This window comes from Aquimarina sp. EL_43 (assembly GCF_943422735.1).
In the GTDB taxonomy this organism is placed as follows: domain Bacteria; phylum Bacteroidota; class Bacteroidia; order Flavobacteriales; family Flavobacteriaceae; genus Aquimarina; species Aquimarina megaterium.
Window position 1 is genome coordinate 5,856,489 of the sequence record NZ_CALSBR010000001.1, and the last position, 15,345, is coordinate 5,871,833.

At 34.4% G+C, this 15,345-nt stretch carries 10 protein-coding genes; 9 read left to right on the forward strand and 1 reads right to left on the reverse strand.

The annotated features are described in order from the left end of the window. The first annotated feature begins 95 nt into the window (after window positions 1–95). From NNL09_RS24965 to NNL09_RS25000, 8 genes are all read left to right on the forward strand, one after another. Window positions 96–995, forward strand: coding sequence for an ABC transporter ATP-binding protein (locus NNL09_RS24965; RefSeq protein ID WP_025667242.1), 900 nt, complete (start codon window positions 96–98; stop codon window positions 993–995). Window positions 996–999: 4 nt separating this feature from the next. Further along, window positions 1,000–1,836 (forward strand): ABC transporter permease, encoded by an 837-nt coding sequence (locus NNL09_RS24970; protein ID WP_025667241.1) that lies wholly within the window; start codon window positions 1,000–1,002, stop codon window positions 1,834–1,836. Between the two features lie 25 nt (window positions 1,837–1,861). Beyond that, entirely contained in the window at window positions 1,862–4,687 is a 2,826-nt protein-coding gene (locus NNL09_RS24975; protein WP_196911203.1) for a T9SS type B sorting domain-containing protein, read from the forward strand. A gap of 83 nt (window positions 4,688–4,770) precedes the next feature. After that, the gene (locus NNL09_RS24980) at window positions 4,771–7,254 is read left to right on the forward strand and encodes a T9SS type B sorting domain-containing protein (RefSeq protein WP_196911204.1); all 2,484 of its coding nucleotides are present in this window, start codon (window positions 4,771–4,773) and stop codon (window positions 7,252–7,254) included. A gap of 46 nt (window positions 7,255–7,300) precedes the next feature. Beyond that, window positions 7,301–9,307, forward strand: coding sequence for an excinuclease ABC subunit UvrB (gene uvrB, locus NNL09_RS24985; protein ID WP_025668091.1), 2,007 nt, complete (start codon window positions 7,301–7,303; stop codon window positions 9,305–9,307). Between the two features lie 66 nt (window positions 9,308–9,373). After that, on the forward strand, window positions 9,374–10,393 hold the full coding sequence (locus NNL09_RS24990; protein ID WP_196911205.1) for an adenosine deaminase: 1,020 nt from the start codon (window positions 9,374–9,376) through the stop codon (window positions 10,391–10,393). A 51-nt stretch (window positions 10,394–10,444) separates the two neighbouring features. Beyond that, window positions 10,445–10,789, forward strand: a complete 345-nt coding sequence (locus NNL09_RS24995) for a 5-carboxymethyl-2-hydroxymuconate Delta-isomerase (RefSeq protein ID WP_025668089.1) — start codon at window positions 10,445–10,447, stop codon at window positions 10,787–10,789. A gap of 132 nt (window positions 10,790–10,921) precedes the next feature. Continuing rightward, window positions 10,922–11,437, forward strand: a complete 516-nt coding sequence (locus NNL09_RS25000) for a flavodoxin family protein (RefSeq protein ID WP_196911206.1) — start codon at window positions 10,922–10,924, stop codon at window positions 11,435–11,437. A gap of 173 nt (window positions 11,438–11,610) precedes the next feature. Here NNL09_RS25000 and NNL09_RS25005 read toward each other — a convergent pair whose 3' ends face one another. Next, on the reverse strand, window positions 11,611–13,995 hold the full coding sequence (locus tag NNL09_RS25005; RefSeq protein ID WP_025668087.1) for a TonB-dependent receptor: 2,385 nt from the start codon (window positions 13,993–13,995) through the stop codon (window positions 11,611–11,613). A 270-nt stretch (window positions 13,996–14,265) separates the two neighbouring features. Here NNL09_RS25005 and NNL09_RS25010 point away from each other — a divergent pair, with 270 nt between their 5' ends. Next, complete coding sequence (locus tag NNL09_RS25010; protein WP_196911207.1) at window positions 14,266–15,345, forward strand: sensor histidine kinase; 1,080 nt, start codon at window positions 14,266–14,268, stop codon at window positions 15,343–15,345.

Here is a 15,345-nt window from a genome sequence, read left to right on the forward strand (position 1 = left end):
AAAACATACACTTACAATCAACAACTATCAACTTTCTTGTAACAAAACCCTATACTTGTCGTCTTGTTTTATATAACCACCAAAAACAATTACAATTGGAAAATATCCTCACCTTAAACAATCTCACCAAAAAGTTTGGAGCACTAACGGCTGTCAAAGACCTCTCTTTTACTATAAAGAAGGGAAATGTGTATGGCATTCTTGGTCCAAACGGAAGTGGTAAATCTACTACTTTGGGTATCGTACTTAATGTTGTTAACAGTACCTCTGGTGAGTTTATCTGGTTTGATGGTAATACATCAACTCATGATGCACTAAAAAAAGTTGGAGCAATTATAGAACGCCCAAACTTTTACCCATATATGACTGCGGCCCAAAACCTTAAATTGGTATGCCAAATTAAAGGGGTGGACAGCAATAAAATTGACGAAAAACTTGAAGTTGTAGGGTTATTAGATAGAAAAGACAGTAAGTTTAGAACGTTCTCTCTGGGAATGAAACAGCGATTAGCTATTGCTTCTGCCCTGCTAAATGATCCCGAAATATTAATCCTTGATGAACCTACTAATGGATTAGATCCACAAGGGATACATCAAATTCGTGAAATCATCAAAAAAATTGCCTCTAAAGGAACTACTATTCTTTTGGCATCTCATCTACTCGATGAAGTAGAAAAAGTTTGTAGCCATGTAGTGATTATAAGAAAGGGCGTAAAACTATATTCTGGACCTGTAGATGAAATGAATGCTAGTTATGGATTTTTCGAACTGAAGAGCGATCAAAAATCTGCATTAACAGAGTGGTTATCTAAGCATAATGATTTTAAAAATTTCAAAGAAGAAGACGGTAAAATAATTGCATTTTTGGCACACGAGCTGGATGCAGAAAGTCTTAACAGGCAACTATTTAAAGAAGGAATAGTTCTTACACACCTTGTGAAACGAAAAGAAAGTCTCGAAGAACAATTCTTACAATTAACCAACAATTTAAACTAAAGCCATGTTACGACTACTAAATATAGAATTTCAAAAACTAAAATATAACAAAGCCGCAAAGGTAATTACGATAACCTACTTTATATTAATAACCTTTATCGCTTTAATCGCCTCGATAGAATTTAATTTTGCTGGTGTAAAATTTAGAATAGCCGATCAGGGGATTTTCAATTTTCCATATATATGGCATTTTAATACGTATATCGCTGCGTGGTCCAAGCTATTTTTGGCTATTGTTATTGTTTCTATGATGGCCAATGAATACAGTCATCGGACCTTAAAACAAAATCTAATCGACGGACTAAGTAAAAAAGAATTCATTAGTTCTAAGTTTCTAACCGTTGGTGTCTTTGCCCTGATCTCTACCCTATTTTTATTCGTAGTATCTATGATTTTGGGATTAAGCTTCTCTGATTATAATGAGTTTTCTATTATATTCTCTGATCTAGAATATGTTCTGGCGTATTTCATAAAACTAATTGGTTTTTTTGCTTTTTGTATGTTCCTTGGGATTTTTGTAAAGCGTTCTGCCTTCGCCCTTGGGTTTCTATTTATCTGGTGGGTTGTAGAAAATATTATATATGCATTGCTAAAGTTTAGGCTATTTAGAGGGACCGAAATCGCAGATAACATCGTACAGTTTTTCCCTTTAGAATCTATGGCAACTTTGATTAATGAACCTTTTACACGGTTAAATTTTATTCAATCGGCTGCAAGTCAATTAGGAGAAACTTTTCAAAGAGATTATACTGTACATTGGTATGAAATCTTAATCGTATTGGTTTGGACAGTTGTTTTTATATATCTATCTTATTACTTGCTTAAAAAGAGAGATTTGTAATATATTTGGGCTTCAGAGCTCAACTATGCGATACATCTATGTAGTTTTTTTTGCTTTATTCTTTCACTATTCATTGCTGTATAGTCAGGGAGAAGCTAATAGTTGGTATTTTGGTCAGAATGCAGGTATAAGTTTCAATACAACTCCTCCTACTGCACTTACTAATGGTAGAGTGAATACACTTGAAGGGTGTACTACAATATCTGATGCAACAGGAAATTTATTATTTTATACCGATGGCATTACCGTTTGGGATCGATCGCATTCTATTATGCAAAATGGTACAGGGTTAAAAGGTGATCCCTCCAGTACTTCTTCTGCACTAATTGTTCCTCAACCAAACTCTCCAAATCTGTACATCGTTTTTACTGTAGATGAGCCTCATCATGACAATGCTGATAATGACCCTACTACTTTTGATGGAGATGGGGTAAACGATGGATTTATGTATTCTATTGTAGATATGTCTTTGAATGGAGGAAATGGAGCTGTAGTTACAGGCCAAAAAAACATACCTTTAATTACTTACAATACTTCAAATGGCTTAGAGAGTCGATACAAATGTTCAGAAAAAATTACAGCTGTAAAAAGTGATGATTGTGATTCATTTTGGGTAATTACACATTTTGTAGATACATTCTATGCTTTTAAAGTTGGTCAAACAGGAGTTAATACTACACCGGTTACTTCTCGCATTGGAGTTACTGTTCCTCTTTCTGGGTATCGGCGTAATGCTTTAGGGTATATTAAAGCTTCACCAGATGGTGATAAAATAGCTGTAGCACATTTTGGTTTTGCAACTGTTACGGCAGGTAATGGGCCAGGAAAAGTTTTACTTTACAATTTTGATAATACCACCGGAGCTATTAGTAATGAGGTCGAGTTAAGCAATAGCAATTCTCCCTATGGAATAGAGTTTTCTCAAACCGGACAAAGACTATACGCTACTTTCGATATTGGTGACGAAGGAAACGGACAAAGTTTTTTAATGCAATATGATCTCTCATTGCCGGATAATCAAATTGCAGCAAGCGGAACAAGGATTCTTAACCAAAATAATCAAAGCACTTTTTCTTTTGGTGCAGGAGCTATACAACTCGGTCCAGATGGTAAGATTTATCGAACATTATATGATTTCAACACCCAAATAGGCGATTATCTTGGAGTTATCCAAAACCCCGAAGCAGCAGCAGCCAATATAATTTATAACGAGCAAGGGGTACTTGTTAATACAGATGGTTCTAGAAGTGCTCTTCTTGGACTTCCTCCCTTTATTCAATCTATTTTTGCACAAAATATTGATATCATTAATAATGGAGATCCTAATAACGTTAATCTTGCTTTATGTGAGGGAGGTACATACCGATTGTCTTATCAAAATATCCCAGGTGCCAGCTATACCTGGTTTGTAGATAACAATCAGATTGCAAATGCTGTTCATTTTTTAGATATTACAATAACAGCCAACTACAGATTAGAAGTTGATCTTAATGATGGTAGCTGCCCTCTCATTGGCGTTGCTAATGCCACTTTTTTCGAAGTCCCGACTGCTATTGCTTCTACACTAGTACAGTGTGATGCGTATCAAACTATTGGAGATAATATTACCCTGTTTGATTTACATCTTGCAAACGATCAGCTTACTGGTGGAAATAATCAATACACAACCCAATTCTTTATAGATCAACCTTCTGCACAGGCAGGAACACCAAGAATCAGTAATGAAAATGCTTTTCAAAATACTCAAAATAATCAACAAGTATATGCGCGGGTAATTAATACCAACAATACAAATTGTTTTGACATTACAACTGTTACTTTAGAGGTGAGTTCTACCGATGTAAACGATGCCGAGTTACGAGTTTGCGATGATGATGGTACCGAAGATGGGTTTACTGTTTTTGATCTAACTGAAGCAAATCAACAGGTATTATCAGGAATTACCAACCCTGGATTAACGATTACATATTATGAAAATACAGAAGATGCATTATTAAACAGAAACCCTATTACAACCACTACCAATCGTACACAAAACACTCAAGGTGATGATATTGTTTATGCAAAAGCTGAAGAAAATGGAGGGGAATGTTTTGGAATAAGCAGTGTACGTTTATTTGTAGTCCCGTTACCCAATATCGAACCTGATTCTGAGTATTTCTTATGTCAAAACGAAACAAATATCGAAATCGATGCTGGCCTCCCTACTAATGGTAATCTCAATGATTTTACAATCTTATGGTCAACAAATGAGTCTACAGAAACAATTTTAGCAAATCAACCCGGAGATTATACCGTAGAAATTACAAGCCAGCAAACCGGGTGTTCTAAATCCAGAACAGTAACTGTAATTGCATCCAGTGTAGCAACTATACGGTCTATTGATATCAATGATGCAAGGGATAATAATACTGTTACTATTAATACAGAAGGCCTGGGTAATTATGAATATGCAATAGAAATAAATGGAGTTTTGAGTGCATATCAGGATGATTCCACTTTTACCAATGTACCTCCAGGTTTTCACAGGGTATATGTAAGAGACAAAAACGGATGTGTTCCTGTAACCTCTCAGGATATTTCGGTAGTTGGATTTCCAAAATATTTCACTCCAAATGGAGATGGTTTTCATGAAACCTGGAACGTAGAAGGAATATCAAACCAGATTATGGGTAATTCTCTAATTTTTATATTTAATCGATACGGAAAACTAATCAAGCAGCTAAGAGCAGGTACTCCCGGATGGGATGGGACCTTTAACGGGCAACTAATGCCCTCTAGTGAATATTGGTTTCGTGTAGAATTAGAGGATGGTAGAATTCTTACCGGAAGTTTCTCTCTTATTCGTTAACTATGTTTACCATAGAGTTTATAGAGAATATTAAACTAGCTTTCTATTTATTAGTATCTTGACCGACAATATAAATACCCCAAATGAAAAAAAAATTACTTTTAACTTTACTTCTTACTTCTGTATTTTTTATCGGTTATTCACAAAACGAACCTACCGATTGTGTTAATTCTATTATTGTTTGTGGAGATACTAATCTAGAATTAAACTCTAACGGTGTAGGCATCAACGATTTTGCATTACCTGGTAACAATGCTCCTGCTTGTTCTTTTACAGAAAGTCAAAGTTTATGGTTACGAGTTAATATTGTTCAATCAGGAACGCTAGCATTCACCATAACACCAGAATCCTCAAGCACTGCCGAAGATTATGATTTTGCAGTTTACGGACCTAATGTTACATGCTCTACTTTAGGTAGTTCTATTCGATGCTCCTCTACCAATCCTCCAGCAGCTGGAGTCTCTACCTTAACAGGGCTCAATAGCACTGAAACGGATCTGAGCGAAGGCCCCGGAAATCTTGGAAATGGGTTTGTACGTGCCATAGATGCCGTAGCCGGAGAAGAGTATTTTATTTTAATTGATAATTTTTCTCAGAATGGAGGTTTTGACCTTACATTTACAGGTACAGCAATACTTCCAGATAGCCCTGTTAATACTGCAGGCACTACGGCAAATCTTGATCTTACAGAATGTGATGTCATAGGAAACTCTGGTGACGGAAGAACAAATTTTGATTTAAATAGTAATACAGCTGCTATATTAGGAACACAGACCAATACAGCAATCTCATATCATAATACCGAAGAAGATGCCAGTATTAATAACTTGCCCTTAGCCAGCCCTTATCTAAGTACTCAAAATAATGAAACCATACATGTACGTATTGAAAATACAATTACTGGTTGTTTTATCACTGATACATTCACATTGATAACCATTCCTGGACCACAAATAACTACTCCTTCCCCATTCACGGTATGTGATAATGCCAATGATGGCAATGATACAAATGGATTTGTTTCTTTTTTACTTAGAGATAAAGACAATGAAATTCTTAACGGACTAGACCCTGCTATCAATATCATAACATATCATTCATCTCTGACTGATGCAAATACTGGAATTGGTATTATAGATAAAAACGCTCCTTTTACAAATACTGTGAATCCTCAGACGATTTTTGTTAGAGCACAATATGCCGCAACACAACCATGTATAAATACTATTAGTATTGTTCAATTTAATTTAGAAGTAAACCCCTTGCCTGTAGCAAATGCCATTTCTTTAATACAATGTGATGAATTCATGGATCCAACAGATGGCATCACTCTTTTTAATCTTAATGAAGCTAGTAATCAGATTACGGGAAGTACAACAAATAGAACTGTATTATTCTTTGAAGATATTGCATCTGCAAATGCAAATACTCCGGCTATTACAAATACAACCACATATCAAAATACTTCGATAAATCAGCAATTATTCGTTCGTGTTACAGATGATCTTAATGGATGTTTTAGGATTTCAACTTTAGACTTAGAAGTAAGTGTTACATCTGCAAATGATGCAATTTTAAGATTATGTGATGATGACGGTACAGAAGATGGGTTTCGTGAATTTGATCTTTCACTGGCTAATCCACAAATATTGCTTGGCATAGCAACACCTAATTTAACAGTTATGTATTATCAAACTATAGCAGATGCTTTAAGTGAATCTAACCCTATAACAACAACAACTAATACCACTTCATTAACACAAGGGCAAGATATAGTATTTGCTAGAGTAGAAAACCTCAATCAATGTTTTGGTATCAATCAAGTACAATTATTTCTTAATCCTTTACCTAATATTGAACCTGAAGCACAATATTTCTTATGCCAAAACCAAGCAAACATTGAAATAGATGCAGGTTTATTATCTGGTAGTAATGCTGGTGATTTCACTTTTCTCTGGTCTACTAATGAAACTACTCAAACCATTTTTGTGAACCAGCCAGGAACATATACAACACAAGTTACCAGTACACTTACAGGATGTTCTAAATCCAGAACAGTAACTGTAATTGCATCCAGCGTAGCAACTATACAATCTATCGATATCAATGATGCAAGAGATAATAATACCGTTACCATTAATGCAGAAGGTTTGGGTAGTTATGAATATGCAATAGAGATAAATGGGGTTTTGAGTGCATATCAGGATGATCCCACTTTTACCAATGTACCTCCAGGTTTTCACAGAGTGTATGTAAGAGACAAAAACGGATGTGTTCCTGTAACCTCTCAGGATATTTCGGTGGTTGGATTTCCAAAATATTTCACTCCAAATGGAGATGGTTTTCATGAAACCTGGAACGTAGAAGGGATATCAAACCAGATTATGGGTAATTCTCTAATTTTTATATTTAATCGATACGGAAAACTAATCAAGCAGCTAAGAGCAGGTACTCCCGGATGGGATGGGACCTTTAACGGGCAACTAATGCCCTCTAGCGAATATTGGTTTCGTGTAGAATTAGAGGATGGCAGAATTCTTACCGGAAGTTTCTCTCTTATTCGTTAATTCTATAGGTAGATTTGGTATCTTTATTGTGAAAAAGAAAAGATACATGAAGTTCGAATTGGAATCTGAATTCAAACCCACTGGAGATCAACCAGAAGCAATACGACAATTGGTTGAAGGTATTGAATCTAACGAAAAATATCAAACGCTTTTAGGCGTAACGGGATCAGGAAAGACTTTTACTGCTGCTAATGTAATCCAACAAGTACAGCGACCAACTTTAATATTGGCGCATAACAAAACATTGGCCGCCCAGCTTTTTTCTGAGTTTAAACAATTTTTCCCTAAGAATGCTATAGAATATTTTGTTTCATACTATGATTACTATCAGCCAGAAGCTTATATTCCTACTTCGGGAACCTATATCGAAAAAGATTTATCAATCAATGATGAGATTGAAAAGCTACGTTTAAGCGCTACTTCTTCGCTCTTATCTGGAAGAAGAGATGTTTTGGTTGTCGCTTCTGTATCTTGCCTATATGGTATTGGTAATCCTGCAGAGTTTAAGAAAAATGTGATTTCGATACAATCAGGACAGTTTGTATCCAGGACAGCTCTATTGCACCGTTTGGTACAAAGTTTATATTCGAGAACCGAAGCTGAGTTTAAACATGGAAATTTTAGAATAAAAGGAGATACTGTTGATATTTTTCCAAGTTATGCTGATGATGCATTTAGAGTTCATTTTTTTGGAGATGAAATTGAAGAGATAGAATCTTTTGATGTACAAACCAATACGGTTGTTGAGAAATACGATCAATTGAACATTTATCCAGCCAATATGTTTGTAACTTCTCCTGAAGTATTACATAATGCAATTGATCAAATTGCGCTTGATTTAGGAAAACAGGTAGAATACTTTAAAGAAATTGGAAAACCACTAGAAGCTAAACGACTAGAAGAACGCACTAATTTTGATCTGGAAATGATCAAAGAACTTGGTTATTGTTCTGGTATCGAAAACTACTCTCGTTATCTCGATGGTAGAAATCCAGGCACAAGACCATTTTGCCTACTCGATTATTTCCCCGATGATTATTTAATGATTATTGACGAAAGTCATGTTACGATACCCCAGACTCATGCCATGTATGGTGGTGATCGCTCTAGGAAAGAAAACCTGGTAGAATATGGCTTCAGACTTCCTGCCGCAATGGATAATAGACCTTTAAAGTTTGAAGAACTTGAGGCAATCCAAAATCAAGTTATGTATATCAGTGCTACACCAGCAGATTATGAATTACAAAAAAGTGAAGGAACCTATGTAGAACAAATCATTAGACCAACAGGGTTACTAGACCCTGTAATAGAAGTTCGCCCTAGCTTAAATCAAATCGATGACCTCATCGAAGAGATGCAAAAACGAATTGATTTAGACGAGCGTATCCTCGTTACTACACTAACCAAAAGAATGGCAGAAGAATTAACAAAATATCTAACCAGAATCGATATTCGCTGTAGATACATCCATAGCGATGTAGACACATTAGAACGGGTAGAAATTATGCAAGATCTGCGAAAAGGTATTTTTGATGTATTGATAGGAGTAAACTTATTGCGAGAAGGGTTAGATCTTCCTGAAGTATCATTGGTAGCTATTCTAGATGCCGACAAGGAAGGTTTTTTAAGAAATAAGCGTTCCTTGATACAAACTGTTGGTAGAGCAGCAAGGCATGTAAACGGAAAAGCAATTATGTATGCTGATAAAATTACAGATAGCATGCAAAAAACCATTGATGATACAGAATACCGACGGCAAAAACAAATAGCTTACAATACTAAACATGGCATTACACCAACCGCGATTAAAAAATCCCTGGATAATGCCTTAGCTGGTAAAAAAGTAGAACCTTATACTTTTGAAAATGCTCCTACCCTAAAAGCTGCTGAAGAAGAAACAGCCTACTACACCAAAGAACAATTAGAGACACGAATCCGTAATGTTCGTAAGGAAATGGAAAAAGCCGCTAAAGAATTAGATTTTATGACTGCAGCACGATTGCGAGACGAGATCAAAATGTTGCAAAATAAGATACAGGATCAAAAAGTGTAATTTTTGCGATATAATTATAGTGTAGATCTTGAGATGATCATGCTATTAAAAAAACATAAGACCATTATGAGTAATATTTCAATTGAAAAATTTATTGAAGGTATACCTAAAGTAGAACTTCATCTACATATCGAAGGAACATTCGAACCTGAGTTGATGTTTAAAATTGCAAAAAGAAACAATAAAGAAATCAAATACTCTACAGTCGATGAGTTAAAAAGAGCTTATAGTTTTAATAATCTTCAAGAATTTCTTGATATCTATTATGCTGGTGCCAATGTACTGATCGAAGAACAGGATTTTTATGACCTCACTTGGGCGTATCTTACCAAAGTCCATACACAAAATCTTGTGCATACAGAGATTTTTTTTGATCCTCAAACCCATACCGACAGAGGTATTTTATTTGACACCGTTATTAAAGGAATTTATCGTGCATTAGAGGATGGCAGAGAAAAACTGGGGATTACCTACAAATTGATTCTATCCTTTTTACGGCATCTAGATGAGGCTTCGGCTTTTGAAACATTACAACAAGCTTTGCCTTACAAAAAATGGATTAGTGGAGTTGGTCTGGATTCTTCTGAAGTAGGAAATCCACCTTCAAAATTCGAACGTGTTTTTGCTAAAGCAAAAGAGGAAGGTTTTATAACAGTAGCTCATGCAGGAGAAGAAGGGCCTGCAGAATATATCTGGGAAGCTATTAATCTATTAAAAGTAACTCGTATTGATCATGGCAACCGATGTTTAGAAGATGATCGATTAGTAAAACAACTGGCAAGTTTACAAATACCACTAACATTATGTCCTTTGTCTAATCTTGAATTGAAAGTGATTAACGATTTAAAAAAATATCCTTTACCAGAAATGATGGATAAAGGTTTATTAGTAACCATTAATTCTGATGACCCAGCCTATTTTGGAGGATATATGAACGAGAATTATATAGGCATTGCTCAAGCATTAAATCTTTCTAAAAAGCAAATTACAGAATTAGTTAAAAACAGCTTCAAAGCAAGCTGGTTATCCGACAAAGAAAAAGAAGAGAAGATCGCACAGGTCGAAGCGTATTTTCAAAATAATTAAATTTCCATACGTGTATAGGAAACAAAAATCAAACCCAAAATAAAATAGTACATGCCGCATTTCATATTAGATTGCTCCGAACACATCATTCAATTAAAATCTCCTGAAGAAATCATACAAGCTGTATACAATGCAGCCGATGCTACCGGGCTTTTTACCGTAGGAGACATTAAAGTAAGAATCAACCCTTTTAAATACTATACTGTAGGAAATACCAAAGATGATTTTATTCATGTTTTTGGTAATTTGATGGAAGGTAGAAATGATCATCAAAAAGCTGATCTTTCTAAAAAAATAGTCAGTACACTAAAAACGATGTTTCCCAATGTACCTATTCTTTCTATTAACCTTAGAGAGTTTGAAAAATCATCCTACTGTAATAAAACAATGGTATAATCAACTTCAAAGCATCAGTTTTTCTTCTATTTTTAAATTAGATTAATAAAATACTATAGGGTAAAATTTGCCCCTTATTTGATAAGTGCTATAAACAAAATAGCTTTGTTCTGTAATCTTTAGATCCAGAATATGAGAGGCGTAATACTACAAGGAAGTTCGAAAAGTAATGGAAATACAAACAAAATAGCATTATTTATAAAAGAAAGAACCGGATTCGATATAATAGATTTGAAATCCAAAAACATAGGTCCTTTTGATTATGATTTTAAGAATAGAGATGATGACTTTCTCCCCACAATAAAAGAGATCGTTGAAAACTATGACACTCTTATTTTTGCCACACCAGTGTACTGGTATGCAATGAGTGGGATCATGAAAACTTTTATGGATAGGATAACGGATTGCATAAAAATCGAAAGGACAACCGGAAGAAAGTTAAGAGGAAAAAAGATGGTAATGATAAGTTGTGGTTCTGGATCAGAATTAAAGAAAGGCTTTACAATGCCATTTATAGAAAGTGCACATTATCTTGGTATGGAATATTTAGGAGATATCCATACATGGATAGAAGACGAGAATATTCCAAAGCAATTAGAGAACGATATCAATGTTTTTATTTCTGAAAAGATAAAAAAGAAGGATTAAATAAAAGAGGCTTGTCTGAAAAGAATATTTCAGACAGCCTCTTTACAAAAAATCACATACAATACTTGTAAACAGGTTTATTAGGTGTTCAAAATATCCCTAATGATCCTTAAATGATGAATAGCACAAACTTCTATGCTGCTTGTTGTCATACTAAATGAGAAATATATTTTTTAGAATTGAAAGCGATACCCAAAATCAGGAAAGAACCCAATTTGATCCACTTGATCCACCTGATTAGTTAAACGATTATAACGACGAGTAAAAATATTCTCATTATTCGTTACATTTTGAAGATCAACATAAAACTGGTGAGAACGTTTTTTTGATTTGCTATTGATTTTGTATCCAAATTTAACATCCCATCTAAAATAGTCATCATTTTGCTCACTAAAAGCCAAATCTTCTCTTAACACCTGAAAACCTGCCAATTGTGAAGCTTCCAAATTAACAGGGGTAAAATACCTTCCTCCTGATACGGTTAGCTTAGTATCAAAAAATAATACATCTTTCTTGGCCTTACCAATAGTAAACTCTTTTCCGGCAAGAAGATTTACTACATATCCATTATTAAAAGGTGTATTTCGTTCTATACCATCACTTCCTTCATATTTACTTTCGAATAGCGAAGTGGTTAACAATCCATAATATCCATCACTAAAAAACTTCTCTAAAGTCAGTTCTATCCCCTGGTTAAAACCTGTCCCTTCATTAACCAGTGATACCCTATCGTTTTCGAATCCAAAATCTGCTCCTTCTGTCAAAGAAGAATAGCTTGATGAAAAAGGTTCTACCGCGGCCTTACTAACATCCTGATAATATACCTCGACTTTACCTCTCCAGCCTTTACTAATTCTTACATCATAACCTAACACATAATGATTACTTCTCACAAAATCAAGATCCAGGTTGGTCTGTACCAATTCTCCATTAACGTCCTCATTTAAAAACAATAATGGTAAAGGAACTGGTTGATGATGCAATCCATATCCAAAACTAAAACGATGATTCTGATTAATCTTATAAGAAAGCCCTGCTCTAGGTTCAAATACAAATTGTTCATTCAGTGTACTATACTGCCCGTGTAGTCCGGCATTTAACGTTAGTTTCTCGGTAAGCCTAAACTGCCCCTGAATATAAGGTTGAATAATACTTAGATTTTCGTCTATATCTGTAAACGTGAAAAGATCAGGATCGCCATCACCATCATTATCAGGTTGTTTTGTACGATCTCGTTCTATAGATTCTATTCCAAAATTTTCTACCAAAACTCCTGTTCGTAATGTACTTTTACTACTCAATTTAGAGTTAAAAAGCGTAGAGAACGTGAGGCGTGATTCTGTATTATCGGCTTCAGTATATTTTATAATACGTTCTTGCGGAGTGTTTTTTTCAATAAAGCGGTCTGCTTTAAATTCATTAGTTGCAAAAGATCCAGCTACTGTTGTTCTTAAAAAAGAGGATGAACCAATATTGATCTGGTGCTTAAGACCAATCACCCCAAAACCAGAGTCTGCCTTAGAATTTTCATCTTCGGCAGCAAATAGATCATCCTCATCAATATCATCTCCAAGAAATTCAATATCAGAAAAACCAATAATCCCAAATAATGAAAAGTTACCTAGTTTACTTTTTCCAAAATCTACATTAAATGAAACATCATAGTAATTTGGTGTAGCCGATGTTCCTCCTGCTCCTATTCCCAGAAGACTTACTAATGAATATCTTCCGGCCACCAAAAACGAACCTTTATTTTTCCCTAATGGACCTTCTGCCATTGCTTCTACTCCTGTAAAAATACCTACCTGACCAGTATATTCATAATCATCTACATTACCTTTTCTAAATCCAAGATCAAATACTCCTCCTATTGCATTTCCATATTCTGCAGGGAAAGCCGAGGTAATAAAATCTGAGTTTTTTAACAGATTAGGATTTAAAGCAGAAACTGGCCCACCTGTCGTTCCCAGGGTAGAATAATGATTAGGGCTTGGTATGGGCACTCCTTCTACCCGCCATAGTAATCCTACAGGAGAATTACCTCGTATCACAATATCATTTCTACTATCATCGGGGGAAGAAACACCTGCAAAATTTGCTGCCAAACGACCAACATCACTCCTTCCTCCCGAAAAACGTGTTACTTCTTCGACTCCAAACTGTCTGGCCGAAACAGAGGTAAGTTTATTTATAGCCTGTGCTTTACCGGTTTCTGATGTAATAATAACTTCATCTAACCGATCAAAAGCCTCTATAAGTGCTACATTAACTGCTGCATCCTTACCAGAAGTTACTACGATATTTGGTATCGTAATCGATTCGAACCCAATGTAACTTACTCGTATCATTTGACGGCCAAGCGGTACATTTTCTAATGTAAAATACCCATCTATATCGGTTATCACCCCAATGGCTTGTTCTACATTTAATAACTCAATTGTAGCTCCGGGTAAAGGGCTTTCTGATTGTTTATCAACAACAAGACCTTTAATGATTCCTGTTTGTGCATTTGCTATGTATCCTAGTACAATAATAAATACAAAAGTGATTTTTCTCATGATTTGATTCCTATTTTGTTCAAATCTGTGACTTCTTTTTCAACTCTTAAAATTTAAAATACCCAGTTGGTATTTTTACTCTTGAAATGTCAAAAACAAGTCTGAATAGTATAAAATGAAGTAGTACCCTATGTCATCAAATCAAACGTTATTTAAAACAATTCAACATCTTATCTGACGATTGAATATGTCTAAAAATGATTATTGTATATCAGTTATGTATCTTTACCTGTACTATTAAAAAGGATACATCTATTATTGACTTTACATATGATATCTAAAGCATACATAAAGAAGTTTACATTTCGCTTTATTGTTATAAACGTGGTTTATTTCCTTATTAAATCGACTATCGATCATAATGGTGATGTTACAGAATTTGATGCTACTAGTTTATTTTATTATTTAACTGCTTTTTTCCTTTTTATATTCACCTGGGAGACCAATGACTGGTTAATACGAAGGGAAGTTAAGTCTAATCAAGGTAAAAGTCTGGACTTAAATAATGGAATGAATATTATTGCTATAAATATGGCGATTTTTATTCCTATAGCTGCTTCGTTATATTATTTGGCGATTTTTGAATTTAATCATATATGCAAGATTAATACTAATAAACCCTGGTTACTATTTAGAATAGATTTTTTTAGAGCTACACTCTTAGGCTTTGCTGTTGTTATTTTTAATCTCTTTTATTATTCTTTAAAACAGAAAAAAGAAATGGAAAATACAATGAACAAACTAAAAAAAGAAGTCATGACGTCTAAATATAAGTCTTTAAAAAATCAAATTAGCCCCCATTTTTTATTCAATAGCTTAAATACACTTACATCATTAATGTATCAAGACAGGGATCTGGCATCTGATTTTGTATCCAGATTAGCAACATGTTATAGGTATATTCTGGATAATCGTGAAGAGGACCTGGTTAGTCTCGAAAAAGAATTAAGTTTTCTTGATTCTTTTATATTTATGATGAATGTGAGACATGAAGGCGCGCTTAGTATTACTACTCATATTTCGGTTAATCCAAAAGAATATGTAATTCCTACCTTATCGTTACAAATGCTCGTAGAAAATGCCTTAAAACATAATTATTACTCTAAAGAAAGGCCTTTGGAGATTAGTATTATTTCTATTGAAAAAAGTAGTATTCTTATTCAAAATAATTTACGGGTAAGAAAACAAAAAGAAGAATCAACACAATTAGGGCTTAAAAATATTAAAAAGAGGTATTCCTTTTATACAAATCAAGAAGTATTAATAGAAACAGAGCATGAATATTTCAAAGTTACTCTCCCACTATTGACCAAAGATATAAAAGAAGTAACCATGGTAAAAGTTTCATAA

Coding starts and splice junctions, on each gene's coding strand:
- NNL09_RS24970 (WP_025667241.1), top strand. CDS start 1,000: ATGTTACGACTACTAAATATAGAATTTCAAAAACTAAAATATAACAAA.
- NNL09_RS24975 (WP_196911203.1), top strand. CDS start 1,862: ATGCGATACATCTATGTAGTTTTTTTTGCTTTATTCTTTCACTATTCA.
- NNL09_RS24980 (WP_196911204.1), top strand. CDS start 4,771: ATGAAAAAAAAATTACTTTTAACTTTACTTCTTACTTCTGTATTTTTT.
- uvrB (WP_025668091.1), top strand. CDS start 7,301: ATGAAGTTCGAATTGGAATCTGAATTCAAACCCACTGGAGATCAACCA.
- NNL09_RS24990 (WP_196911205.1), top strand. CDS start 9,374: ATGAGTAATATTTCAATTGAAAAATTTATTGAAGGTATACCTAAAGTA.
- NNL09_RS24995 (WP_025668089.1), top strand. CDS start 10,445: ATGCCGCATTTCATATTAGATTGCTCCGAACACATCATTCAATTAAAA.
- NNL09_RS25000 (WP_196911206.1), top strand. CDS start 10,922: ATGAGAGGCGTAATACTACAAGGAAGTTCGAAAAGTAATGGAAATACA.
- NNL09_RS25005 (WP_025668087.1), bottom strand. CDS start 13,995: ATGAGAAAAATCACTTTTGTATTTATTATTGTACTAGGATACATAGCA.
- NNL09_RS25010 (WP_196911207.1), top strand. CDS start 14,266: ATGATATCTAAAGCATACATAAAGAAGTTTACATTTCGCTTTATTGTT.